General features: G+C 32.5%; 16 protein-coding genes. 8 read left to right on the plus strand and 8 right to left on the minus strand.

The genetic code is table 11. The features are described 5' to 3' along the window. Positions 1–8 precede the first annotated feature (8 nt). The 3 genes from ASC44_RS01370 to ASC44_RS01380 all read left to right on the plus strand — a co-directional run bounded on the left by ASC44_RS01370 (position 9) and on the right by ASC44_RS01380 (position 5,364). Positions 9–2,480, plus strand: a complete 2,472-nt coding sequence (locus ASC44_RS01370) for a YfhO family protein (protein ID WP_055445833.1) — start codon at positions 9–11, stop codon at positions 2,478–2,480. A gap of 103 nt (positions 2,481–2,583) precedes the next feature. Then, on the plus strand, positions 2,584–3,870 hold the full coding sequence (locus ASC44_RS01375) for a glycosyltransferase (RefSeq protein ID WP_055445834.1): 1,287 nt from the start codon (positions 2,584–2,586) through the stop codon (positions 3,868–3,870). Positions 3,871–3,900: 30 nt separating this feature from the next. After that, positions 3,901–5,364, plus strand: a complete 1,464-nt coding sequence (locus tag ASC44_RS01380; protein ID WP_055445835.1) for a lipopolysaccharide biosynthesis protein — start codon at positions 3,901–3,903, stop codon at positions 5,362–5,364. A gap of 75 nt (positions 5,365–5,439) precedes the next feature. Here ASC44_RS01380 and ASC44_RS01385 read toward each other — a convergent pair whose 3' ends face one another. Beyond that, positions 5,440–6,510, minus strand: coding sequence for a hypothetical protein (locus ASC44_RS01385; RefSeq protein WP_055445855.1), 1,071 nt, complete (start codon positions 6,508–6,510; stop codon positions 5,440–5,442). 127 nt (positions 6,511–6,637) lie between these two features. Between ASC44_RS01385 and ASC44_RS01390 the strand changes: the two genes are divergently transcribed. Continuing rightward, positions 6,638–7,249 (plus strand): DEAD/DEAH box helicase, encoded by a 612-nt coding sequence (locus ASC44_RS01390; protein WP_055445836.1) that lies wholly within the window; start codon positions 6,638–6,640, stop codon positions 7,247–7,249. Positions 7,250–7,356: 107 nt separating this feature from the next. On the opposite strand, the gene ASC44_RS01395 is transcribed toward ASC44_RS01390, so the two are convergent. After that, the gene (locus ASC44_RS01395; protein WP_055445837.1) at positions 7,357–8,091 is read right to left on the minus strand and encodes a hypothetical protein; all 735 of its coding nucleotides are present in this window, start codon (positions 8,089–8,091) and stop codon (positions 7,357–7,359) included. A gap of 217 nt (positions 8,092–8,308) precedes the next feature. On the opposite strand from ASC44_RS01395, the gene ASC44_RS01400 reads away from it, so the two are divergent. Further along, a complete protein-coding gene (locus tag ASC44_RS01400) occupies positions 8,309–9,376 on the plus strand; it encodes a DUF3667 domain-containing protein (protein ID WP_055445838.1) in 1,068 nt (355 codons plus the stop codon). On the opposite strand, the gene ASC44_RS01405 is transcribed toward ASC44_RS01400, so the two are convergent. Both ASC44_RS01405 and uvrA read right to left on the minus strand, forming a co-directional pair. Continuing rightward, positions 9,363–9,950 (minus strand): hypothetical protein, encoded by a 588-nt coding sequence (locus tag ASC44_RS01405; protein WP_055445839.1) that lies wholly within the window; start codon positions 9,948–9,950, stop codon positions 9,363–9,365. The two genes, ASC44_RS01400 and ASC44_RS01405, sit on opposite strands and share 14 nt — an antisense overlap. Position 9,951: 1 nt before the next feature. Then, positions 9,952–12,738 carry an excinuclease ABC subunit UvrA gene (gene uvrA / locus ASC44_RS01410; protein ID WP_055445840.1) on the minus strand — a complete coding sequence of 929 codons (2,787 nt, stop codon included), beginning with the start codon at positions 12,736–12,738 and terminating at the stop codon, positions 9,952–9,954. A 233-nt stretch (positions 12,739–12,971) separates the two neighbouring features. Between uvrA and ASC44_RS01415 the strand changes: the two genes are divergently transcribed. After that, the gene (locus ASC44_RS01415) at positions 12,972–13,556 is read left to right on the plus strand and encodes an RNA polymerase sigma factor (RefSeq protein WP_055445856.1); all 585 of its coding nucleotides are present in this window, start codon (positions 12,972–12,974) and stop codon (positions 13,554–13,556) included. A 421-nt stretch (positions 13,557–13,977) separates the two neighbouring features. Here the strand turns inward: ASC44_RS01415 and ASC44_RS01420 are convergent, their stop codons facing one another. Next, positions 13,978–14,634 (minus strand): endonuclease III domain-containing protein, encoded by a 657-nt coding sequence (locus tag ASC44_RS01420; RefSeq protein WP_055445841.1) that lies wholly within the window; start codon positions 14,632–14,634, stop codon positions 13,978–13,980. A gap of 70 nt (positions 14,635–14,704) precedes the next feature. On the opposite strand from ASC44_RS01420, the gene bcp reads away from it, so the two are divergent. Continuing rightward, positions 14,705–15,160, plus strand: coding sequence for a thioredoxin-dependent thiol peroxidase (gene bcp, locus ASC44_RS01425; RefSeq protein WP_055445842.1), 456 nt, complete (start codon positions 14,705–14,707; stop codon positions 15,158–15,160). Positions 15,161–15,432: 272 nt separating this feature from the next. Next, complete coding sequence (locus tag ASC44_RS01430) at positions 15,433–20,970, plus strand: T9SS type A sorting domain-containing protein (RefSeq protein WP_055445843.1); 5,538 nt, start codon at positions 15,433–15,435, stop codon at positions 20,968–20,970. Positions 20,971–21,064: 94 nt separating this feature from the next. Here ASC44_RS01430 and ASC44_RS01435 read toward each other — a convergent pair whose 3' ends face one another. The 3 genes from ASC44_RS01435 to ASC44_RS01445 all read right to left on the minus strand — a co-directional run bounded on the left by ASC44_RS01435 (position 21,065) and on the right by ASC44_RS01445 (position 24,968). Then, complete coding sequence (locus tag ASC44_RS01435) at positions 21,065–21,829, minus strand: CDP-alcohol phosphatidyltransferase family protein (RefSeq protein ID WP_055445844.1); 765 nt, start codon at positions 21,827–21,829, stop codon at positions 21,065–21,067. A gap of 157 nt (positions 21,830–21,986) precedes the next feature. Further along, a complete protein-coding gene (locus ASC44_RS01440; RefSeq protein ID WP_055445845.1) occupies positions 21,987–22,547 on the minus strand; it encodes a hypothetical protein in 561 nt (186 codons plus the stop codon). A gap of 18 nt (positions 22,548–22,565) precedes the next feature. Next, positions 22,566–24,968: a TonB-dependent receptor gene (locus ASC44_RS01445; protein ID WP_152973247.1), complete on the minus strand. Its 2,403-nt coding sequence runs from the start codon at positions 24,966–24,968 to the stop codon at positions 22,566–22,568. Between the last annotated feature and the right edge of the window lie 15 nt (positions 24,969–24,983).

A 24,983-nucleotide genomic window follows, 5' to 3' on the forward strand; every position in this document is an offset into this window, starting at 1 on the left:
TATTATTTATGCAATCAACTTTAAAAAAAATCTTGCCACATATACTTGTGTTTGTAGGATTTATTATACTCTCATTAGCCTATTTTAGTCCTGTCCTACAAGGAAAACAAATACTGCAAAGTGATATTTTGCAATATAATGGCATGGCTAAACAGCAACGCGATTTTAAAGCAAACACAGGCGAAGAAGCATATTGGACGAACAGTGCTTTTGGAGGTATGCCAACTTATCAATTAGGAGCAAGATATCCATATACTTACATTAAAAGTTTAGATTTAGGACTTCGTTTTTTGCCACGTCCTGCAGATTATCTTTTCTTATATTTAGTTAGTTTTTACATATTATTATTGTGTTTAAAAGTAGATTATAAACTTGCAGCACTTGGAGCATTGGCTTTTGGTTTTTCTACCTATTTAATAATTATTCTAGGAGTAGGACATAATAGTAAGGCACACGCTATTGCCTATATGCCTTTAGTTTTAAGCGGAATAGTTCTTACTTTTAGAAAGAAATATGTAATTGGTTTTGTAGTTACTGCCATTGCTATGGGATTAGAATTGGTAGCCAATCATTTTCAAATGACGTATTATTTAATGCTATTGGTTATCGTGCTTGGTATTGTGTATTTAATAGATGCTTACAAGAAAAAAATATTGCCACATTTCTTTAAATCTGTCGGCATATTGTTAACAGCAGTTGTCCTTGCTATTGGCTTAAATGCTGCTAATATTATGGCAACACAAGAATATGCCAAAGAAAGCACGCGTAGTAAGACTGAATTAACAACAAATGCTGATGGCTCCCCTAAAAAAGACATTAGTTCTGGTTTAGCAAAAGAAAAAATAACAGAATACAGTTATGGTTATCTTGAAACGTTTAACCTTTTTATCCCTAGGTTTTTAGGTGGTGGAATGGGTGAGGACTTGGGTAAAGAATCTGAATTTTACAAATTTTATAGAAGTCAAGGTGCTCCGCCTTTAGATGCAGCAGATGCCGCAAAATCTGTGCCTACGTATTGGGGAAACCAACCAATTGTAGAAGCACCAGCTTATGTTGGAGCCGTTGTATTATTCCTTTTTGTTTTCGCTCTATTTCTTGTAAAAGGCAAATTAAAATGGTGGTTGGTATCAGGATCAATTTTAGCATTATTATTATCTTACGGAAAAAATCTAGGTTTTTTAACTGACTTTTTTATCAATTTTGTGCCGTTTTACGACAAGTTTAGAGCAGTAACGTCAATACAAGTACTATTAGAACTTTGTATTCCTGTATTAGCAATTTTTGGATTGGTTAAATTATTTAACGCTTATAATAAGGAGGAAGATAAACTTAAAGCATTAAAATTTTCAACAATTATTACAGCAGGATTATGTGTAATATTCTTATTATTTAGATATGCAGGAATTGTTTTAGATTTTGAAGGAATAAGAGATGCAGGTTGGGCTCAAGGAGGAGGACAACCATTTGTAGATGCTATTGTAGCAGATAGAAAATCAATTTTTACAAAAGATACGTTACGTACTTTATTGCTTGTGTTACTTTCAGCAGGAGCAATTTATATGTTTTTAAAACAGAAGCTTTCCGAAGGTAAAGTTGTTATTGTTTTTGCCGTCTTAATTCTTTTCGATTTGGTAGGTGTTGATAGGCGTTATGTAAATACCGAAAACTTTGTATCGAGTAGAGAAGTGCAAACACCATTTAAACAAAACAATGCAGATAAGAAGATACTAAGCGAATCTGGTAATTTTAGAGTTTACGATGTAAGTTCTGGAGCAGGAAGAGCAATTTCTCAAAAAGTCGATGCTATGGCTACAGGTTCTACATCTGCACCATATTTTCACAATACTATTAACGGTTATCATGCTGCAAAGTTAAAACGCTTTGACGAGCTTTCTGATTTCTTTCCGTTTGCAAGGCATCCAGAAATGCTTAATATGTTTAATGTTAAGTATATTATAAGTGAAGACGAAAGTAAGCAGCCTTATCCATATTTAAATACAGATGCTAATGGCAATGCTTGGTTTGTAGAGAAAATAAAGCAGGTTAATTCGGCAGATGAGGAAATGTTATCTTTATTAGATTTGGATACTAAAAAAGAAGCTATAAGTACAAATTTTGCAACTTCAGACATAGAAATAAACCAATTTAAAGTAGATTCTATTGCTTCTATTAAGGTTCAAGATTACCAACCTAACTACATAAAATACGAAGCGAATAACATAAACGATGGTTACGCAGTGTTTTCAGAAATGTATTATAAAAATGGATGGAATGCTTATATTGATAATACTAAATCTAATTACAATCGTGTAAATTACCTTTTAAGAGGTATGAAAATACCTAAAGGAAAGCACATTATCGAGTTTAAGTTTGAACCACAAGTTGTAAAAACAGGAGGGTCTATTGCTTTGATAAGTTCTATTTTGTTGGCTTTAATAATTGTAGGCGGATTATTTTTTCAGTTTAAAAAGAAACAATAATTTCCATTCTTATACTTTTAAGAGATTTAATTTTTCAGCGTAAGCGATAAACCATAACAAGCAAGTTAATATTTTAAATTCTTGTTTTATAGGAAAGATAGAGATGGAAAAAAAGAAAGTTTTAATCATTACTTACTATTGGCCACCAGCTGGAGGACCAGGAGTACAACGTTGGTTGAAATTTGTAAAATACTTACCACAGTTTGGTGTTGAACCTATTGTTTATTGTCCGTCAAACCCTATTTATCCTCAAACAGACGATAGTTTATTAGACGAAGTGCCAAGCGGAGTATCAATATTAAAACAGCCTATTAACGAGCCTTATAAACTTGCAGGATTCTTTTCTAAAGACTCTAAAACGATAAGTAAAGGCATTATTCCAGAAGAAAAGAAGCAAAGTTTTGTTCAAAAAGCAATGCTCTTTGTTCGTGGTAACTTTTTTATTCCTGATGCCCGAAAAAACTGGATAAAACCTTCTGTACGATATCTATCAACCTACATTAAGGACTTTGGTATAGATACCATAATTACAACAGGTCCACCGCATAGCCTCCATATTATTGGTTTAAAACTGAAAGAACAATTAGGTGTTAATTGGATTGCCGATTTTCGAGATCCTTGGACAACCATTGGTTATCACAAACAATTAAAGCTAACGCAAGCTGCAAAAAAAAAGCATAAAGAATTAGAGCGAGAAGTGCTTAATTCAGCAGATACTATTATCGTTACAAGTGCTGTAACCAAAATAGAATTTAAAGCCTTAACTAATAAACCGATAGAAGTTATCACTAATGGATATGATGTTTCGAAAAGTAAAGTTGAAACACTAGATCTACATTTTACATTAGCACATATTGGATCATTTTTATCTAAACGAAATCCCAAAATTTTATGGCAAGCTTTAGAAGAATTAGTAACAGAGAATCAAGATTTTGCTAAACAATTTAAACTTAATTTAGTGGGATTGGTAGGCGAAGAGATTCTAAAAAGTATAAAAAAGTATAATTTAACTAATTATTTAAACAATATAGGTTATGTTTCTCATATTGAATCTGTTGGTTTTCAAAAAAAAACACAAGTTTTGCTTTTAATTGAAATAGATTCTGAAGATACAAAAGCAATTATTCCAGGAAAACTATTTGAGTACATGGTATCTAATAGACCAATAATAGCTATTGGTCCAACTGGTTCGGATGTAGAAAAAATAATAAAAGAAACAAACACCGGAGATTATTTTTATTATGATGCTTTAGTTGAATTAAAAACCAAAATTCTTAATCATTTTGAAGCCTTTAAGTCGGGAAATTTAAAAGTGAATCCAGTAGGAGTTAATCAATATAGTAGAGAAAATCTAACTAAAAAATTATCTGAAGTTATTCTTAAAGAGTAAATTTTTATAATTTTTAATTTTTTGGAATACATGGGAATTGTAATAAAGCAGTCTATTCAAAACACTATCACGACCTATTTAGGTTTTGCAATAGGTGCTGTAAATACATTATTTCTTTATACTAAATTTTTAACTCCAGAATATTTTGGGTTAATTGGTTTCTTGCTTTCTACGGCTAATGTAATGATGCCCTTTTTTATGTTTGGTGTTAGTAATACATTGGTAAAATTCTACTCTTCTTTTAAAACTAAAAAACAACAAAATAGTTTTCTTACCTTAATGTTGTTTTTGCCTTTACTGGCTATTGTTCCTATTGGTTTTGTTGGTATTTTGTGTTACCAGTCTATAAGCAATTGGTTAGCTTCAGAAAACACTATTATTAAAGATTACACCTATTTAATTTATATTATTGCTATCGCAATGGCTTATTTTGAAGTATTCTTTGCTTGGAGTAAAATTCACTACAAAAGTGTATTTGGAAATATTATGAAAGAGATATTTCATCGTATTTGTATTTTTGTATTACTCATAACATTGCATTATAATTTAATTACGGTCGAGCAGTTTATAATCGGTATAGCTATAATTTATATTGTAAGAATGGTGATTATGAAAATCTATGCTTTTAGTCTTAGATTTCCTAAGATAGATTTTAAATTTGGATTCGAAGTTTCTTCAGTATTAAAATATAGTGTCTTAATTATTATAGCTGGCTCTGTTGCAATGTTCATGTTGGATTTAGATAAGTTTATGCTAGGTAAACTTATTGATATTGAGAATATTGCATATTATAATGTTGCAATATTTGTAGCTACAGTAATTGCTGTTCCGGCTAGAGCTATGCATCAAATTACATATCCTTTAACTGCCAAGTATTTAAACGAGAATGATAAAGCTTCATTAGCAAGTTTGTATAAAAAATCGTCTTTAAATCTTCTTATTGTAAGTGGACTTATTTTTATTTTAATTATTGTTAATATCAATGAGCTATATATTATGTTGGCTCCAGAATATAGCCAAGCTCTATTTGTGGTAATAATTATCGCTCTTGTTAAATTAATAGATAATCTTTTAGGTATTAATAACTCTATAATATTTAATTCTAATTACTACAGAATTATCCTTTTTTTTGGTGTTTTAATAATTGTATTGGCGGTTATTCTAAACTACATGCTAATACCAATTTACGACATTAATGGAGCAGCAATAGCTACCTTTTTATCTATGCTATTATATGGTTGTTTAAAAGTTTGGTACGTAAATAAGAAGTTTAAAATACATCCGTTTTCAGTAAATACATTATTTTCATTATTACTAATTCTGGTATTATCAACTTCCTTTTATTTGTGGGAATTTAGTTTTCAACCACTATTAAATATTGTCTTAAAATCGGTGTTAGTCTCTGTTATTTATGGATTGGTAGTGTATTTCTTTAATCTTTCAGAAGATATAACTATCATCCTGAATAAAATTTTGAAAAGGAATAACCACTAATTTTTCAATAAAAAAAACTGCTACTTGCTTTGGGTAGACAAGTAACAGCTTTGGTAAAATAGTGTATAATTAATTTTATCTACGATTACTACTACTTCTAGTCGATGTACGTTTTGAACTTGATGCAGCTTTAGTCGATCTTGATTGTGTGTTTCTGTTTGTAGATACCACTCTTGTTTGACTTCTTTTTGTACTACTTTTTTGAGTAGTTCTATTTGCTCTAGGAGCTGAAGTCGTGCTATTACTTCTAGTTCTAGGAGTTGAAGCAGTACTATTACCTCTAGTTCTAGGAGTAGAAGTAGTTCTATTACCTCTAGTTCTAGGAGTTGAAGCAGTGCTATTACCTCTAGTTCTAGGAGTAGAAGTAGCGCGGTTACCTCTTGTTCTAGGAGTAGAAGTAGCGCGGTTACCTCTTGTTCTAGGTGTAGAAACTATACAAGTTCTTCCGTCTGTTCTAGATGCATAACTTCTATTTCTTGTTACCGTATTACCTCTTCGGCCTGCCACAGCAGTACCACGTCTGTAGTTATTTACATAAGGTCTATTATAGCTATAACGAATAGGTGTATAATGTTGTCTATAAGGTCTGTTAAAAACAACACAGTAGTTAAAACTTGGTACAGCATAGTATCTGTGCCATGGTCTGTAAACATAAGATCTATTGTAAGCGTTTATAAAACCTGTGTAATGATCGAAAACATTGTATCTATTATAATGAATATATAATCCACCAACACGAGTTACGTAACCTCGGCTATTATAGTTTACGTGCACATCACCAGCTTGGCTTATTCTACCATAATAGTCGTAGTAGATAGGTGTGTTTTCAATTTGAATGATTGCTCCATATTCATCGTATTGTACATAAGCACCATAATCGTAACCAGAATTAAAACTTATATTTACATTGGGAGAACCAATAGAAACATTGACATTAGGACCATAATTTGGCATGTAAAAGTCAAATTGACCATCAGCATAAATTGAAAATTCGATGCCTTGTTCATTAAATATAAAAGATTTGCCGTAGTCTCTGTAAGAAGTAGAATTGTTAGATTCTAAAGTATTTGATGTATTTGTTTCGTCTGCATTAACAGTAAAACTCGTAAGGAGCATAGCTGAAAATAAATAGATTAAGTGTCTCATAATATTCATTTTTAAGATTGAATATTAACTAAAAAGCAAGCATCGTGCCAAAAACTAAAAGCATGTAGTTTTGTAAACCGAAGAATAACACGTAGTTTCGCATTATACTTAATATTAGCAAGCATTTATGTCTTTTAAAAAATTAAACCCAGAAATTTTAGAAGCTTTAGAAATTAATAATTTTGAAGCTCCAACGCCATTGCAAAAAAAAGCATTACCTGTTATAAAAGGAGGTGCAAACGTATTCTGTATTGGTAGTAAAGGTTGCGGAAAAACGACTACTATTATTATTAGTGTGCTACAAAAATTAAAGTGTCAAGCAGAAGGAGATGCACCTAGAGCTTTAATTTTAGTTGAAACCAAAGCGCAAGCTCTTAAGCTTAAAGAAGAATTCGAGAAATTTATAAAACCAAGAACACTTAGAGTATACACGGCTTACGACGAGCAAACATTAGATCAACAGCGTGAGGAGATTTATTATGGACAAGATATTTTAATTGCAACTCCAAAGCGATTAAATAAACTTTATTTAATGAATAGTTTAGATTTAAGTCAATTAAAACTATACATTATAGAAGATGCGGAATTTGCAGAAAAAGGACTTTATTTTGCAGCGATTAATCGTATTCCTGAAAGTATAGATAAATGTCAATACCTTGTTTTTTCTGAAAAATTAAGCCCAAGATTAAAGCGTTTTGAAGAAACTTTTATGTTTCGTGCTCAGGTTGTTAAGGTTTAATGCTGTTATTTAACTGAAGACAGTTTGTATATTATCATTATTTTTTTTGTTTATAAAAAAACTCCCACAAAACTAAATTCGTGGGAGTTTTTACATTTATAATTATTTTACTTACTAGTTTTTAGTTTTTTCTGCTTAACAACTTTTCCATCTTTTTTATAGTAGAAATGGTCATTATCGTTATTCCAACTATTATCCCAATCGTTATTTTGTTGAGAAGAATTAGGAAAATGATTTGTAGAGCAAGACGATCCTCCACAGATACCACAACCTTGATTATGGTAATTAACTTGACCAACCAATTTAATTAATTGTCCTTGCCTGTTGTATTTTAACTGTAAGCCTCCAACTTGCGTTAAAGTACCTCCTCGAGTGTATCTCATATAAACACTACCTAATCGTTTTACTTGTCCAATGCGGTTGTAGTTTACAAACACATTACCAATACGTCTAACTTTTCCGCTAGCATCGTGAGTAATTATAGTTCCTCTACTTTTTGGAGCCGAATATTGTACACGAGTTCCTGGAGCACCATAAGTAGTGTTTATAGAGCGCCTTCGAGTATTTGATCTTCTGTAATATTCATTATCATAACCATTGTCATATGTATTATTTTCAATAGGCGTATTAAAATCGAAGGTTCCATCTGGAAATATTAAAAACTCTACACCACGTTCTGTAAATTGGATTGGTTGTGCGTAATTATTGTAGCGATTGTTTGTTAAATCTTTAGCTGCAATATCAAGACCTTGCGTCTGGAATGCAGATTCAACTTTTTCTGCTGCCGTTACAGTTGTTAATCCTATTAACAAACCTGTAAATAATAGTAGTTGTTTTTTCATAGTATTAAGGTTTTAGATTTTGTGAGAAATTCCAAACGATTTGGAATGGTTTTTAACCTTCACAATATGTTTAAGTAGTTCCAATTCGCGTGCCAAACTTGTTAGACGTTGATTTTACTGATGTCTATAGGATATTCGTAATGATCATTTTAGTCAATTTAGAAGGTGAAAATTCAATTTTAATATTATATTTACAGAGAGTAACCACCACTATTCTATGTCAATTCAATACAAAACATGTAAAAATTGTGAAAGCGATTTTAGAAGTAACTTCGATTTCTGTCCTCATTGCGGAATGAAAGAAAAAGAAGAATTAACTTTAACAGTATTGTTTTATAATACAATAGGTAATTACTTCTCTTTCGATGCTCGTTTTTTTAAGAGTTTTATTCCATTATTAGTGAAACCGGGTTATCTAGCTGCAAAATTTGTATCGGGAAAACGTTTGTTGTATTTACATCCTGGACAAATGTACCTTTTTGCAGCTGTTTTGTTTTTCTTTCTATTTTCTTTTAGTGCAAAAAAAGGAGCAAGAGCATTCGATGAAGGCTTGTCCGAATCGTTTATAAGAAACACAAAAGTAGATTCATTTTCAGCAGAAGCGTTAGAAATTAGGAGAAAGACAGATTCAACTTTAAGGGAAGAAGCGCGTTCAACACTCAAAAATAATTCGGTTTATACAGGAATGACAGCACATGAAGTAGATTCTATAGTTGATAGTGAAAGCTTTAATACTAATAAGAATAATATTAGCTTTACGAGTAAAAAAACAGATTCCTTAATAAAAATTGAAGCTCCTGATACAGAGATTTTAAAAGAAATGGGTTTAGAAGAGGAGGATAGTGCTTTTACAAAACGATTGTATAGTCAGGCATTAAAGTTTCTTAAATCTAAACAAGGAGGAGGTATTCTATTAGCATTTTTAGATGCTGCACCAATTGCAATGTTTTTTATATTACCAATTTTTGCTTTAATATTGAAATTATTTTATAGAAAACGTGGCCGTTATGCGCATCATTTGGTGTTTAGTTTTTACTATTTTGCCTTTTTATTTACTGTTTTTAGCCTTCTAGTTGGTGTTAACTATATTACAGATATTTCAGGTTCTTTAAATTTCTTAATTATTTTATCTGTTTTTATTTATCTAATAATAGCACTTAAAAAGTTTTACAAGCAAGGTTGGTTTAAAAGTTTTTTAAAAGGAAGTTTAGTTACAATGTTCTTTTTTCCTATTTTACTTATAGTGTCTCTATTCGTGTTGTTTTTTGCGATTATGTTTTATTAGATTTTGCATGCCAAATAGGAATATTTAAGAATTCGCTTAAAATTTCGGCGTCGTCTATTATTTTGTCTAAATTCCCATGATCTACAACGTTTATTCTTGAAGCATCATTTAACACTAAATTAATTTCAAAACTTTTATAATGGCCATCATCATCTTCAATAGTTTCTCCAATAATTTGAAGCGCTATAATGTTATTCAAAGGTATGTTGCTTTTGGAATGCCTATTATCTTTATTTCCAAAACCTTTATAAAACCTGTTTGTGTTTTTATTAAATACTCTTGGCTTAAAAAAATGAAATAAAAAATAAAATCCAGCAGCAGAAAACACCGAGCCTACTAGAATTTGCATTAGATATTTAAAATATTCATTGTTAATAATTAAATAATAACAACCTCCAACGAGTAATGAGATACCTACAATTATGAATATTAAAGTAAATAAGATTGCACCAATTGAAGCTTTAAATGCATAGCCTCTGCTAGTTTTAGCTAAATAATGTGTTTTAAAGTTTGCTCCACCATCAAAACATGGTTTTGTAGATACATTTTGTTTTATGGTTTTAATATCTAGCATTTTAAATCTTATCCTTCAAATACTTTCCAGTTTCTGACGCTTTAACTTTTACAATTTCTTCGGGAGTTCCAAAAGCAACCAATTGTCCGCCATATTCTCCACCTGTTGGACCTAAATCTATAATGTGATCTGCACACTTAATAAGTTCTAAATTATGCTCTACAACAATAATAGAGTGGCCTTTTTCAATTAAAGCATTAAGCGATTTTAATAGCTTTTGAATATCATGAAAGTGCAATCCTGTTGTAGGTTCATCAAAAATAAATAAAGCCGTTTCTTTAGTGTTTCCTTTTCCTAAAAACGAAGCTAATTTAATACGTTGTGCTTCTCCTCCAGAAAGTGTAGAAGAGCTTTGCCCAAGTGTTACATAACCTAAACCAACATCTTGTAAAGGCTGTAGTTTATTTTTAATTTTAGTAACATGATTATCCTCAAAAAATGCAATGGCATCGTCGATAGTCATGTTTAAAATGTCGTCTATATTTTTATCTGCAAAGGTCACTTCAAGTACTTCTTTCTTAAAACGCTTGCCTTTACAGGTTTCACATTCTAAATGCACATCGGCCATAAACTGCATTTCTATAGTTACTTGTCCTTCACCTTTACAAGTTTCGCAACGTCCACCATCTACATTAAAACTAAAATGCTTTGCAGCGTAATTTCTAATACTACTTAGTTTTTGTTTACTATAAAGGGCACGAATATCGTCATAAGCTTTTATGTAGGTTACAGGATTTGAGCGAGACGAGCGACCAATAGGATTCTGGTCTACAAACTCAATATGTTTTACATTACTATAGTTTCCTTTTAATTCTGAAAACTGTCCTGGTTTATCTCCAAAGCCAGTCAATTGTTTTTGTATTGCAGGAAATAATATTTTCTTTACTAATGTACTTTTTCCACTTCCAGAAACACCAGTAATAACAGTTAACATGCCTAAAGGAAAACTAACGTCTATATTTTTTAAATTGTTTTCTCTAGCACCTTTTATGTCAATACTGTACTTGGAAGTACGTCGTTTCTTTGGAACTTCAATTTTAAGTGTTTCATTTAAATATTGAGCAGTTAAGGATTCTGAAGCTAAAATAGCTGCAAAGTTTCCTGTGGCAACCACATGGCCGCCTAATGTTCCTGCTTCCGGTCCAATATCAATAATTTCGTCTGCTTCTTTCATGATGTCTTCATCATGCTCAACAACAATTACTGTGTTTCCTAAATCGCGTAAAGCTTTTAATACTAAAATTAACCTTTCCGTATCTTTTGGGTGTAATCCAATACTTGGTTCATCTAAAATATACATAGAGCCTACCAAACTACTACCCAATGAGGTGGCTAAATTTATTCGTTGACTTTCTCCACCAGATAGCGTATTAGATTTTCTATTTAACGTTAAATAATTCAATCCTACGTTAGTTAAAAAATCTAAGCGATTTTCAATTTCTTTTAAAAGGCGTTTTGCAATTGTTGTATCATGCTCATTTAACTCTAATTCTTTAAAGAATACAGTTAATTTATCTAAAGGCATCTCAACCAAATCGGTTAAAGTAGCACCGGCTATTTTTACATAATTTGCTTCTGGTCTTAAACGCTTACCATTACAAATCTTACATTTTGTTTTTCCTCTGTAACGTGAAAGCATTACTCGGTTTTGTATTTTATAGGCTTTGCTTTCAAGTTCTGCAAAGAAGGTCTTTAAACCTTCAAAATACTTATTACCAGTCCAAATTAAATCTTTGTCTTTTTGTTTTAATTCAAAGTATGGCTTATGAATAGGGAATTCGAAATGATGAGAATTATTAACTAATTGATCACGATACCAGCTCATACTTTCTCCTCTCCACGGAAATATAGCATTTTCGTAAACAGATAAAGCTGTATTTGGGATTACTAAATCGTCGTCAATACCAATTACATCTCCATAACCTTCACATTTAGGGCAAGCGCCATAAGGGTTATTAAAACTAAATAAATGTACGTTGGGTTCTAAAAAAGTAATACCATCTAATTCAAATTTATTAGAAAACTGTCTGGTAGTATTATCAGTCAATTGTTCTATAAAACATTCACCTTTACCTTCAAAAAAGGCAGTTTGTATAGCATCTGCTAATCTATTATAAAAATCCTCATCATCTTTGGTTACAATACGATCGACAACTAAAAAAAGGTCTTTAGTTTTTTCTGTAATACCATCAGCTTTATCCAAACGGAGTACTTCTCCATTAGCTTTTATTCTGGCATAACCTTGTGCATTTAAAGCTTTTAGTTTGTCGCTCATTTCACGGCCTTCTTCTAAATGAATAGGAGCGAGGAGTAGGAGTTTTTCACCTTGTGCTATTGCTTTTATGTAATTTAAAACATCTGTAACACTATCTTTTTTTACTTCTTGTCCAGAAACAGGAGAAATAGTTTTACCAATTCTAGCGAATAACAATTTAAAATAATCGTAAATCTCTGTAGTTGTACCAACTGTAGAACGTGGGTTTGTAGAATTTACTTTTTGTTCAATAGCAATGGCAGGTGCAATACCTTTTATATAATCTACTTTTGGTTTATTTAAACGCCCTAAAAATTGTCTAGCATAACTAGAAAGGCTTTCTACATAGCGTCTTTGACCTTCGGCATATAAAGTATCGAAGGCTAAACTCGACTTTCCAGAACCAGATAAGCCAGTAATTACTACTAATTTATTTCTAGGTATAACGACATCAATATTTTTTAAGTTGTGCAATCTAGCACCTTTTATAATGATGTTATGTTTAGGGTTTACTTCGGAAAGCTTAGTGTTCATAGGTGTTTTTGTCTATAAGAAGAGCAAAGATAACACTTAAATAGGAGCTTATAAAACACATTATTGCACAATAAAATGTTAAAAATTTAAATTTTTATTGTTTTTTCGGAATGATTGTTGTTATATTTACCTCAATATTAATAAACTAATTGTCAAGCCTATAACATAACATTACTTTTTAAATTAATTAACCCAAGCCGAAGCCCTAACTTCTGCTATTAAAAGTAATGATTATGCGTAAAGAACTTATCTCAGATGCTACACTAGTTAGTAGTTATATTGAAGGCGACGAATCTTCTCTAGAAATTTTAATTAAAAGACATAAACAACGTATTTACAGTTTTATCTATTCGAAAGTTTACGATAGGGATGTAGCAGAAGATGTTTTTCAAGACACTTTTATAAAAGTCATTCGTACATTAAAATTAGGGAAATATAATGAAGAAGGTAAGTTTTTACCGTGGGTAATGCGTATAGCTCATAATTTAGTTATAGATCATTTTAGGAAGAATAATCGCATGCCTAAATTTCAAAATAGTGGTGATTTTAGTATTTTTTCTGTTTTAAGTGATTCGAGCTTAAATGCAGAAAAGGCAATTATCAAGGAACAGGTAGAAGAGGATGTTAGGCGTTTAATTGAAGAATTACCAGAGGATCAAAAAGAGGTTTTGGTAATGCGCATGTATCAAGATATGAGTTTTAAAGAGATCTCAGAACGTACTGGTGTTAGCATCAATACGGCATTAGGGCGTATGCGATATGCGTTAATTAATATGCGTAAGGTTATTGAGAAGCATAATATTATTTTAACTAATTAGGGTTTATACAATATTAGAATAAATTTGCCGTTATCTATTTGAAAAAAACAAACAAATACATGGCGAAAATTTACTCTGAAAATTCTAAAATGAACAAAAAAATGATTCCTAAAGATGAGACCATTAATTTCGTTCTTAATTATTCCAAGGCTTTAAGTGTTATAAGTTATAAAAACCTGAAGTTTGAAGCACTTCTGAATTAGACTAGAAATCCTGATTAGTTATAATCAGGATTTTTTTTTAAGTTTTTTTAAGGATGATGTTATTTAATAATAATAATAACTGATGATTGAGTACTTTTGTATTTAATGAAATAGCTTTACATTTTATTTTAAACTCTCCGATTCTGTTTCACAAAATCACCGCTCTTTAACTAAAGAGAGGAAATGATTATTCATGTTTTTCAATTTCTACTATATAATTATTTTCTTGACTTCTCATACTCTTGCAATACAGTACTTCTACCTATTGTTTTAGTAATAATATCTTTATCTAAATCCCAACCTCGAGCAGGAGAATACTCTCTTCCATACCAAATTATCTGGAGATGTAAGTCGTTCCAAGTCTCTTCTGGAAACAAACGTTTGGCATCTTTTTCGGTTTGGGTTACGTTTTTACCATTGGTTAAATTCCATCTGTACATTAATCTATGAATATGAGTGTCTATAGGAAAAGCAGGTACACCAAATGCTTGAGACATAACGACACCTGCAGTTTTATGTCCTACAGCAGGTAACTCTTCTAAATATTCAAAACTTTGTGGCACTTCTCCATTGTGTTTGTCTATAAGAATATGAGAAAGCCCGTGAATACCTTTACTTTTCATTGGTGATAATCCACAAGGTCTAATAATTTCTTTTATCTCTTCAACACTCATTTTTATCATATCGTAAGGATTATCTGCTTTAGCAAAAAGAAGCGGTGTAATTTTATTTACACGAACATCTGTGCATTGCGCAGATAATAAAACAGCAACTAATAAGGTGTACGGATCTTTGTGATCTAGAGGTATAGGTATTTCTGGATATAATGTATTTAACGTATTTATAACGAAATCAACCTTTTCTTGTTTAGTCATTAGTTGTATTTTTGAAGAATACCAATCTTATAAAAATATTGGTAATAGAATAAAAATCAAAATTACAACTATGAATACATTAAAACAAGGAGATAAAGTACCAGATTTTACAGTAAACGATCAAGATGGAAATGCAATTTCCTTAAGTGATTATAAAGGTAAGAAATTAGTTGTTTTCTTTTATCCTAAGGCAAGTACACCAGGTTGTACTGCAGAAGCATGTAATTTAACAGATAACTATAAAGCGCTACAAGAAAAGGGTTACGAAATTTTGGGAGTAAGTGCAGATAGCGAAAAGAGACAATCGAATTTTAAAACTAAATACGAATTTCCATTTCCCTTGTTAGCAGATGAAAACAAGGAGGTTATTGAAGCTTTTGGAGTTTGGGGAGAAAAGAAATTTATGGGTAAAACTTATGATGGCATTCATAGAAAAACATTTTTGGTAGACGAGAATGGAGTGGTTGCTCATGTTATTGATAAAGTGAAAACTAAAGATCATGCTGCGCAGATATTAGAATTTTAATATTTTTGATATAAATGGTTATTAAAAGCACTCTTAGGAGTGCTTTTTTTGTTATTATTTTAATTTATAAATAGCTATTTATCTTAATTTTATGTTAAAAGTAGAAAAATTTAAAACCTAGTTTTAAATTTTTACGTAGGTATTTGGTCTTTAGGTATTTTAGTTAAAATGAATTTTTTATACTTAGGTAATATTAAGATTCGATTATCTTAATAGGTTTAAGTAAGCATATTTAAAGGCAAGTTTTATTTATTAACCAAACACCTTTTAAAATGAAAAACAAAACTACTTTATTGATTGCTTTTGTCTTAGCAATTTTCACAACAACAACTTCATTCGGTCAGCTCGTTACGAGTTCTGCAGATGATGGATCTCCAGGAACGCTTCGAGTGGAAGTAGCAAATGCTGCTGCAGGAAGCACTGTAACATTCGATCCCGCAGTGACTGCAATTACTTTAATTTCAGGAGAAATATTAATAGATAAAAATCTAACTATTTCGGGTGCATCAAGTTCTACAATATCTGTAGATGCAAATAACACAGGAAGAATATTTAATATTACAGCAGGTTCTGTAGTATTAGAAAACTTAAATTTAACAAATGGCTTAGCTGATAATGGTGGAGCCATTTTTATTTCTAATGCATCTGTAACTATTAGTGATTCAGTACTAACAGGAAATATTGCAAACGGTACACCTGGTTCAGGTGGTGCAATTTTTAATGATGTTGGTGGAGTCTTAATAGTTAATGATACGGAGATTTCGTCAAATCAAGCGAATAGAGCTGGTGGTGGTATAGAAGATAACTCAGGAACAGGATTAGCAATTACTCTAAACAATGTGAATTTAGATAATAATAATGCAGGAGTTGCACCGGCAACAGCAGCTCCAGGAAATGGAGGAGGTTTACATATTACTGGACCGGGAAGTGCTATTGTAAATGATGGAACTGTAATAGGAAATACTGCTGCTCGAGAAGGTGGTGGATTATGGAATGGAAGTGGTCTTTTAGATTTAAATGGTGTAACTATATCGGGTAATTCAGCAGTTGGAGATGTAACTGGAGGAGGAGCATTATTTAATAATGGTAGTGGAACAATAGATATTGATGCCACAACAACATTAACAGGAAACATAGCAATGGGAGCTACACCAGGAGGTCGTGGTGGAGCGATTTTTAACAATGTAGATGGTATTTTAAATTTAGCCAATGGATTATCTATTACGGGAAATTATGCTAGTAGAGCTGGAGGAGGTATTGAAGATTCTTCTGGAGGAACATTAACTTTAGATGGTGTAACACTTACTGGAAACTCAGCAGGTATGGATATTGGATTAGGAGCGATGGCGAACCCAGGAAATGGAGGAGCTGTTCATTTATCTGGAACTACAAATGCGACAGTTTCAGGGTTTTCTACGATTTCGAATAACTTAGCAGCAATCGAAGGTGGTGGACTATGGAATAATTTAGGAACTATGGATGTAAGTTTTACATTTTTAGATAATAATATCGCTTCGGGTGATGCTGCAGACGATGGTGGAGGAGCAATTTTTAATAACGGAGGAACATTAGTTGTTGGAAATGCTTCTGCATTAACAAATAATATAGCAGATGGAACAGCGGGTTCTGGAGGTGCTATTTTAAGTACTGATGGCTCAGTAAATATAATAGATGCTGTATTAGCTTTTAACAGATCTAATCGTGCAGGTGGTGCAATTGAAATTATAGACGGTTCAATAGCTATGTCTGGTAACTTTAACATAAACGGAAATAATACTGGTGTTGCACCAGCTGTAGCTAGTCCTGGAAATGGAGGAGGTCTTCATATAAGTGGAAGTGGAACAGCTGTGATAACAGGTGGTACTATTAGTAATAATATGGCTGCGAGAGAAGGTGGTGGTTTATGGAATAGCACAGCAGCAATGACTGTAAATGGAACTACTTTAAATGGAAATGATGCACAAGGCGTTACCGCGAATGATGGAGGTGGTGCCATTTTTAATAATGGAGGCACCTTAACAGTAGAAAACGGAACAACGATAACTAATAACACAGCAACAGGAACTTCAGGTTCTGGTGGTGGTATTATGTCAACCGATGGAATAGTTACTGTTGTTGGTTCTACAATTACATCTAACACGTCAAACAGAGCAGGTGGAGGAATTGAATTAATAGAGGGAACATTAAATTTAACGTCTACAACTTTAAATTCAAATGCAACAGGATCTGCACCAGGAAATGGAGGAGGACTTCATATAACAGGAGCAGCGAATTCTAATATTACAGGAGGAACTGTTAATATGAATACAGCAGCAAGAGAAGGTGGAGGATTATGGAATGGATCAGGAATCATGACTGTTGATGGAGTAATTATAGATGGAAATACAGCAAGTGGACCTGCATCAGATGATGGTGGAGCAGGAATTTTTAATAATGGAGGAACACTTGTAGTACAAAACATGACTACGATTAGTAATAATATAGTTGATGGAGCTTCAGGATCTGGAGGTGGAGTTTTTAGTACAGGAGGAGATGTTACAGTTAATGGATCTTCAATTACAATGAATCAAGCCAATAGAGCTGGAGGAGGAATTGAGTTAGCAGGAGGTATTTTAAATCTTGTTAATGTTACATTAGATAATAATAATGCAGGAGTTTTACCGGCAGTAGCCGCTCCAGGAAGTGGAGGAGGATTACACGTAACTGGATCTGCGACAACTAATATAACAGGAGGAACAACTAATGGAAATAGTGCCGCAAACGAAGGTGGAGGTCTATGGAATGGTTCAGGAATAATGACTGTATCAAACCATGCGGTAGATGGTAATACAGCATCAGGAAATGATGGAACAACACCTGGAGCAGCTGGAGGTGGAGGAATCTACAACGAAGGCGGAACATTAAATTTATCAGGATCTACTTCTATAGTAAATAATGTTGCAGATGGCGCACAATCTACAGGTGGAGGAATATTAAATGCAGCAGGAACATTAAATGCAGATGGTATTATAATAATGGATAATACTGCTAACAGAGCGGGTGGAGGAATAGAAACAAATGGAGGTGGAGCAGTAACGCTTACCAATGTTAGTTTAAATTCTAATGATGCAGGTATTGTTACAGGAGCAGGAGCACCAGGAAATGGTGGAGGTTTACACGTAAGTGGAAATAGTGCTATTACTTTAACAGGTGGAACAGTAAATATGAATACTGCAGCATCAGAAGGAGGAGGACTATGGAACGGAATGGGAACATTAACTATCGATGGTACAACTATAGATGCTAATACAGCAAGTGGAGCAACAGCTTCAGAAGGTGGTGGAGGAATCTACGCATTAACAAATGGAACAGTAAACCTTGTAAATGGAGCGATAGTTTCAAATAACATAGCAGATGGAACTTCTGGTTCAGGAGGAGGAATCTTAGTAGATGGAGCAAGTCTAAATGTTGATGGTTCTTCAATTATAGGAAACCAAGCTAACAGAGCAGGTGGAGGAATAGAAATCGTCGCTGGAGCTGGAACAATTATGTTAATCAATACGACTCTAGATAATAATAATGCAGGAGTTTCACCAGCAGTCGCTGCTCCAGGAAGTGGAGGAGGATTACATATTTCAGGAGCTCAAGATATTTCAATTTCTGGAGGAACAGCAAATGGAAATAGTGCAGCTAATGAAGGTGGTGGATTATGGAATGGTTCTGGAATAATGACTGTTTCAAATTATACAGTAGATGGTAATACAGCATCAGGAAATGATGGTACAACACCAGGAGCAGCTGGAGGTGGAGGAATCTACAACGAAGGCGGAACATTAGATTTATCAGGAACAACTGCTATAATAAATAATGTTGCAGATGGTGCACAATCTACAGGTGGAGGAATATTAAATGCAGCGGGAACATTAATCGCAGATGGTATTACAATAATGGATAATACAGCTAACAGAGCAGGCGGCGGAATTGAAACAAATGGAGGAGGAGCAGTAACGCTTACCAATGTTAGTTTAAATTCTAATGATGCAGGTATTGTTACAGGAGCAGGAGCACCAGGAAATGGTGGAGGTTTACATGTAAGTGGAAATAGTACTGTTACTTTAATAGATGGAACAGTAAATATGAATACTGCAGCGTCAGAAGGAGGAGGACTATGGAATGGAATGGGAACATTAACTATTGATGGTACAACTATAGATGCTAATACCGCGAGTGGAGCAACTGCTTCAGAAGGTGGAGGAGGAATTTACGCTTTATCAAATGGAACAGTAATCCTTGTAAATGGAGCAACAGTTTCAAATAACATAGCAGATGGTGCTTCTGGTTCAGGAGGAGGAATCTTGGTAGATGCAGATGCTAGTTTTAGCGCAATAGATTCGTTTATAACTGGAAACAGAGCGAACAGAGCAGGTGGAGGAATAGAAGTTGTAGCTGGTATAGGAACAGCTTTATTATCTAACACAGCATTAAATAACAACAATGCAGGAGTCTCTCCGGCAGTAGCAGCACCAGGAAATGGTGGTGGACTACATATTTCAGGAATGCAAGACTTTACAATTACAGGAGGAACTGTTAATGGTAACTCTGCTGGTCGTGAAGGTGCAGGACTATGGAATGGTACGGGAGTAATGTTAGTAGATGGTGTAACTATTGATGCTAATATAGCATTAGGTAGTGCAGCCAATCAAGGAGGAGCAGGAATATTTAACAATGGAGGAACATTAAACGTAGTAAACGGAACAATAGTTTCTAATAATATGTCTACAGGAACTTCAGCTTCTGGTGGAGGTTTATTAAGTACTGCAGGAGCTGTAACTATTACAGATTCTACTTTCGATTCTAACGCAGCAAATAGAGCTGGTGGTGCAATTGAGGTTATTGATGGTACATTAATTTTTATGAGTTCTTCAATGTTAAATAATGATGTTAATGGAACAGCCGGAACTGCTGCACCAGGAAACGGAGGTGGATTACATGTTACTGGAACAAGTGGAACAGTATCTATAGATACAAGCACAATTTCTGGAAATGCTGCAGCTAATGAAGGTGGTGGTATCTATAACAATACAGGTTCTATAACTACAGTAATGAGAAGTACAATTTCTGGTAATACCGCTACTGTTTCAGGTGGAGGTTTAACTAATAATGGTGCAAGTTTAGATTTAAATGCAGTAACAGTAGCATTTAACACCTCTATGGGAATTGCTGGTGGAGTTGATGCGGTTAACACCGTAACACTTAAAAATACAATTGTTGCATTAAATACAGCGACTTCTGGAATAGATGTTTCTGGAGTATTAGTATCAAACAATTATAATTTAATTGGAATGGATGATCTAAATGTATTTTCTGCTGCAGCTAATGATATTGAAGGAATGGATCCTTTATTAGGAGCTTTACAGGATAATGGAGGAACAACTTTAACACATAATCTTTTAGATTCTTCTCCTGCATTTGACGCAGGTGATTCGGCAGATACTTTTACAGATCAAATTGGTCAATCTGTATTTGGAGCTTCAAGAGATATTGGTGCTTATGAATCTCAAGTGACTTTGTCTGTTGATGATCTTAATTTAAGTTCTACTTTTAACATGTTTCCTAACCCATCAAATGGGACTATTAATATTAATTTAGATAATACTATTTCTGGAGAAATTAAAATGGAAATAGTTTCAATTACAGGACAGGTAATTAAAACAATGGCGCTAAGTTCTGGAAATAATAGATTAGATGTTAGCGAATTATCTTCTGGTATTTATGTTATTAACATAAGAACAGCAAATAATTCTATTTCTAAAAAATTAGTTTTAAACTAGAAGAAAGAAACCTTTATTTAAAGGTTTAGATTAAAATTTAATCCCGGTCAATATTTATATTGATTGGGATTTTTGTTTAATATAATTAAAGTTTTTAGTAGAATTTCTTACGTATACCTATAAAAACAAAAACCATTATAGTATAGGTTAGAAAGAAAGGCACTATAAGTTGTTTAAACCCTAACACTAACATTACGGCAATTATTAGTAATTGAAAACCTAATCCGAAGGTAGAAACGCTAGACATTAACCATTTTGGAAATATTTTACCTTTACTAGCATTATGGTCAAGCTTATAAATAATGCTATCAAATGCACCATATAATAGTTTGTATAGCCTAAAAAGAAAAGTAACATGTTTTTGTTTTTCACCAGGTAAAGCAACAGGTGTTTTGTCTTCAAACACACGACTAGTAGTGTCTCCATTAAACTTATTTCTTAAAATTACATAATAGTAATTGTATAGTGTGCCTTGCAATTGTATTCCTAAAAAAGCAAGTATGGTAAGCCAAATACTAGTATCTGTAATATACCAGATTGTAATAAAAATTAAAAAGTTTAAAATAATGTCTGAAATAGAATCTAAAAACCGACCAGTATACGATGGTGTTTGTTTAACGCGAGCTAGCTCTCCATCTGCAGCATCTAAAATCGACTTTAAAATCAGAAAAAAAGCAGCTAACCAATATTGGGCATTAAGAATGCAATAAATAGCTAATAATCCAGAAATTACAAACCAAATAGTAACATGAATAGGAGTAAAGGAGGTGTTTTTTAAATTGATTGCAATAATTCTTGCTATTGGTCTTCCATAGTCTGAAAGATCAATAAATTTATGCGCTTTGGGTAGTTTTGACATTTATTTTCATAGAAACCTGTAATGTGGAATATACCAATCTTAAAATATAAGAAAGCGCTAAGTTATAACAACTGTTGTTATTGTGTTATTTTTAGACAAAAAAAACTCAGAATTAATATAATTCTGAGCTTTTTTATTTTACTATTTTAATAGACTTTTATAGAATATTTAAAGAAAAAGTAGCTTCTACATCAGTTTCTCCACCAGCATCAGATAATCCAGTATTAGGTTTAGAAGGCTCGTGACGTAAAGTAAACGTTAATGTACCATTACTTGCTGCTCCAGCTTCTAATGTAAATTCTGTTCCTAAGTTATTACCATCGTTATCAAAATTAGTATAAGTTGTTGTTAAATCAAGTCCTCCATTTAATGTGTAAAAAAATTGGTGATCATCACTTTCTTCTTCAACTTCTTCTGTAATATCCTCAGCAGGATTTTCAGTTTCGTTTAATAATTCAATAGATCCATCATATATAACACCTGCGATTAAATCTCCAGAAACATTAAAAGTAGGAGCGTTAGGTCCGTCTCCATCTAAATCTTGTTTTTGTAAGGTTATTACTGTTCCTTCAGTTCCTTGAGGTGTTAATGTAACATTTACTGTTGTAATAATCTCTTCTTCATTCACAGGAGTAGGAAGCGTGTCGTCATCGCTAGAACATGCGTTGAAAGAAAGAATTGAAATAAGTGCTAGTGTTAAAAATTTAATATTTTTCATTGTTTTTGTGTTTTAAATTTAATAATTGATTTTTATGTTTACTGAAAAATTTCTACCTAATTCGTCTGCATAATAGCGCGTTCGATTTAAGTAATTTCTGTAGGATGTGTTAAAAACATTTGAAACATCAAGTCCTACGGTTAAAAATGTTTTGTTACTTAACTTAAAGTCTGCACTAGAATTAAAGCTTAGTAAATGGTATGCAGCAGGAGGTGTGCTAACATCTACAATCTCTGTGGTTTCTGTTTCGGCAATAAATACTTCAAAGTTATTATCTGGGTATTCATTTTGTTCAAAAACATATTCACTTTGCAACTTTAAGTATAAGTTGTTTAGTTTTTTATTATTATAAATAATAGCATTTTTTGTGCTCGCAGCGGGCATACTTATTAAAGCTTCGTTAAAGGAGAGGTCTTTTCCTTTTACTATAGAAAATTGGTTATTAAGCTTAAAGTTATTTGTTAACTTAAAAGCACTATTAACGTCTACTCCTAATAGTCTAGCATTGGTTTGTCTATATTCCCAAACTTGAAAATTACCACGAATAGTTTGTTGGATTTCTATTGGTTCGATAACAATAAAATCTTTAATAAAATTAACATAAGGATTTATTGAAAAACTAAAATTGTTATTTTCTCTTTGTAATGTTAGCGAAATTTTGCTAGCAGTTTCAGAATTGAATTGTAAATCTCCAAGCTCTATTCTTGATGCAGAATGGTGTAAACCTTCACTAAACAATTCGGATGGATTTGGTGCTCTAGAAGCTAAAGAGTAATTAAATAAAAGTTTATAATCGTCGTTAAATGTATAGTTAACTCCTGCGGTTGCTGAAGGGTTGTAAAAGTTTAACTTTGGATTTGCTAAAACTTGATTTCCAAAATCACCTTCAATAACTATATCTTGAAAAATAGTATCATAATTTCTACTTTCCCAGAATGAGGTTCTATAAAACTTATAAGCATCTAAATAAGTATAATCAAATCGAGCACCAACTTCAAAAAGTAATTGGTTGTTGATTTTTTTATCTAAAATAGCATAAGCACCAACATTATACTTGTCGTAATCTGGAATTAACCTCCTAACTCCTGTACTTGGATCAGCAAAATTAGTTTGGTATTGTCCTGTTAGACCTAATTTTAATTTAGAAGTACTAGAAATTTTAGAGTCCAAATCTAAAAGGAGTGTATGAGTGCTCAGTTTTAAATCTAAAGAAGCCTCGTCTTTATCCTCACCACGTCTAACATCAAATTCTAATCTCTTATTTTGTTGAAATCCATACTGAAAATTTAACGTTCCAAGATTATTAAACTTTTTAAAAGCCTTTATTCTTGCTATTTGATGTTCAACATCTTGATAAGGAGCATCAATATCGTATGTAAAGTCTTCAATAATTAAAGGTTCAGCACTATTAATAGCTCTAACCTGATCTTCTGCACCACCTATATGCGAAGCTCTTAAAATCCCAGTTTTTACTTTATACAACGAATAGTAGGCTTCTACACCGGAATTAAATTGATTAATACCAGCGCGAAGTGAAAAACTACGTTCAAAAACACCTGTGTTGCTTAAGTTGTAATCCGGTGCATTAAAATCTCCAAATCGCTTAGTCGAACCTTGAACTTTTCCATACCAACCGCTCTTATAGCTTTTAGTTAATTGAGAAGTAATAGATCCTCCACGACCATTTGTAGATCCTGTTGCTATTGTTTTACCATATAAACTGTCTTTAACAGGAGTTTTAGCCATTTCTGTAACAATAATACCACCTATTGCGCTTCCGCTATACTGTAAAGCACTTGCTCCTTTTATTACAGTAATATTATCTATAGCATTAATATCGATGTTTGGGGCATGTTCGCTTCCCCAATCTTGATCCTCCATTCTTAAACCATCATTCATAACCGCAACACGACTACTATGCAAACCATTAATAATTGGTTTTACAATAGTGTTTCCTGTATTTAAAGACGTTACGCCAGAGATATTATTTAAAACATCACCAAGAGATTTTGCACTATTACGCTCAAGTTCTTCTTTAGATATTTTATTTTCAAGGGTAGTCTTTGTTATTTCTTTTATGTGTTTTCCTTCTAGAATAATTTCATTTAATTCTTCTAAATGGTGTTCTAAACGAAAAACCTTTTCAAGATTACCAGAAATATCTATTTTATAAGTTTTTGAGTTACAAAATGCATGATATACTTCTAAGGTATACGTTTTGTTGCATAAATTAGAGATACTAAATTTACCTTCAAAATCGGTTAAAGCTATTTGTTGGGTTTCTGAAACCGTAACTTTAGCATCAATTAACATGCTGTTATCATGTAAATCTACTACTGTACCAGTAAGAGTATTGGTGCAATTTTGAGAAACGGCAAATTGGCTACTTATTAAAAGTAGCATTAATAAAAATAAACGCATATAAATATAGAGCGT

The sequence above is a fragment of the Lacinutrix mariniflava genome (assembly GCF_001418015.1).
In the GTDB taxonomy this organism is placed as follows: domain Bacteria; phylum Bacteroidota; class Bacteroidia; order Flavobacteriales; family Flavobacteriaceae; genus Lacinutrix; species Lacinutrix mariniflava.

Excerpts from the sequence above, each read along its gene's own strand:
- ASC44_RS01370 (WP_055445833.1), top strand. The coding sequence starts at position 9 with ATGCAATCAACTTTAAAAAAAATCTTGCCACATATACTTGTGTTTGTA.
- ASC44_RS01375 (WP_055445834.1), top strand. The coding sequence starts at position 2,584 with ATGGAAAAAAAGAAAGTTTTAATCATTACTTACTATTGGCCACCAGCT.
- ASC44_RS01380 (WP_055445835.1), top strand. The coding sequence starts at position 3,901 with ATGGGAATTGTAATAAAGCAGTCTATTCAAAACACTATCACGACCTAT.
- ASC44_RS01385 (WP_055445855.1), bottom strand. The coding sequence starts at position 6,510 with ATGAGACACTTAATCTATTTATTTTCAGCTATGCTCCTTACGAGTTTT.
- ASC44_RS01390 (WP_055445836.1), top strand. The coding sequence starts at position 6,638 with ATGTCTTTTAAAAAATTAAACCCAGAAATTTTAGAAGCTTTAGAAATT.
- ASC44_RS01395 (WP_055445837.1), bottom strand. The coding sequence starts at position 8,091 with ATGAAAAAACAACTACTATTATTTACAGGTTTGTTAATAGGATTAACA.
- ASC44_RS01400 (WP_055445838.1), top strand. The coding sequence starts at position 8,309 with ATGTCAATTCAATACAAAACATGTAAAAATTGTGAAAGCGATTTTAGA.
- ASC44_RS01405 (WP_055445839.1), bottom strand. The coding sequence starts at position 9,950 with ATGCTAGATATTAAAACCATAAAACAAAATGTATCTACAAAACCATGT.
- uvrA (WP_055445840.1), bottom strand. The coding sequence starts at position 12,738 with ATGAACACTAAGCTTTCCGAAGTAAACCCTAAACATAACATCATTATA.
- ASC44_RS01415 (WP_055445856.1), top strand. The coding sequence starts at position 12,972 with ATGCGTAAAGAACTTATCTCAGATGCTACACTAGTTAGTAGTTATATT.
- ASC44_RS01420 (WP_055445841.1), bottom strand. The coding sequence starts at position 14,634 with ATGACTAAACAAGAAAAGGTTGATTTCGTTATAAATACGTTAAATACA.
- bcp (WP_055445842.1), top strand. The coding sequence starts at position 14,705 with ATGAATACATTAAAACAAGGAGATAAAGTACCAGATTTTACAGTAAAC.
- ASC44_RS01430 (WP_055445843.1), top strand. The coding sequence starts at position 15,433 with ATGAAAAACAAAACTACTTTATTGATTGCTTTTGTCTTAGCAATTTTC.
- ASC44_RS01435 (WP_055445844.1), bottom strand. The coding sequence starts at position 21,829 with ATGTCAAAACTACCCAAAGCGCATAAATTTATTGATCTTTCAGACTAT.
- ASC44_RS01440 (WP_055445845.1), bottom strand. The coding sequence starts at position 22,547 with ATGAAAAATATTAAATTTTTAACACTAGCACTTATTTCAATTCTTTCT.
- ASC44_RS01445 (WP_152973247.1), bottom strand. The coding sequence starts at position 24,968 with ATGCGTTTATTTTTATTAATGCTACTTTTAATAAGTAGCCAATTTGCC.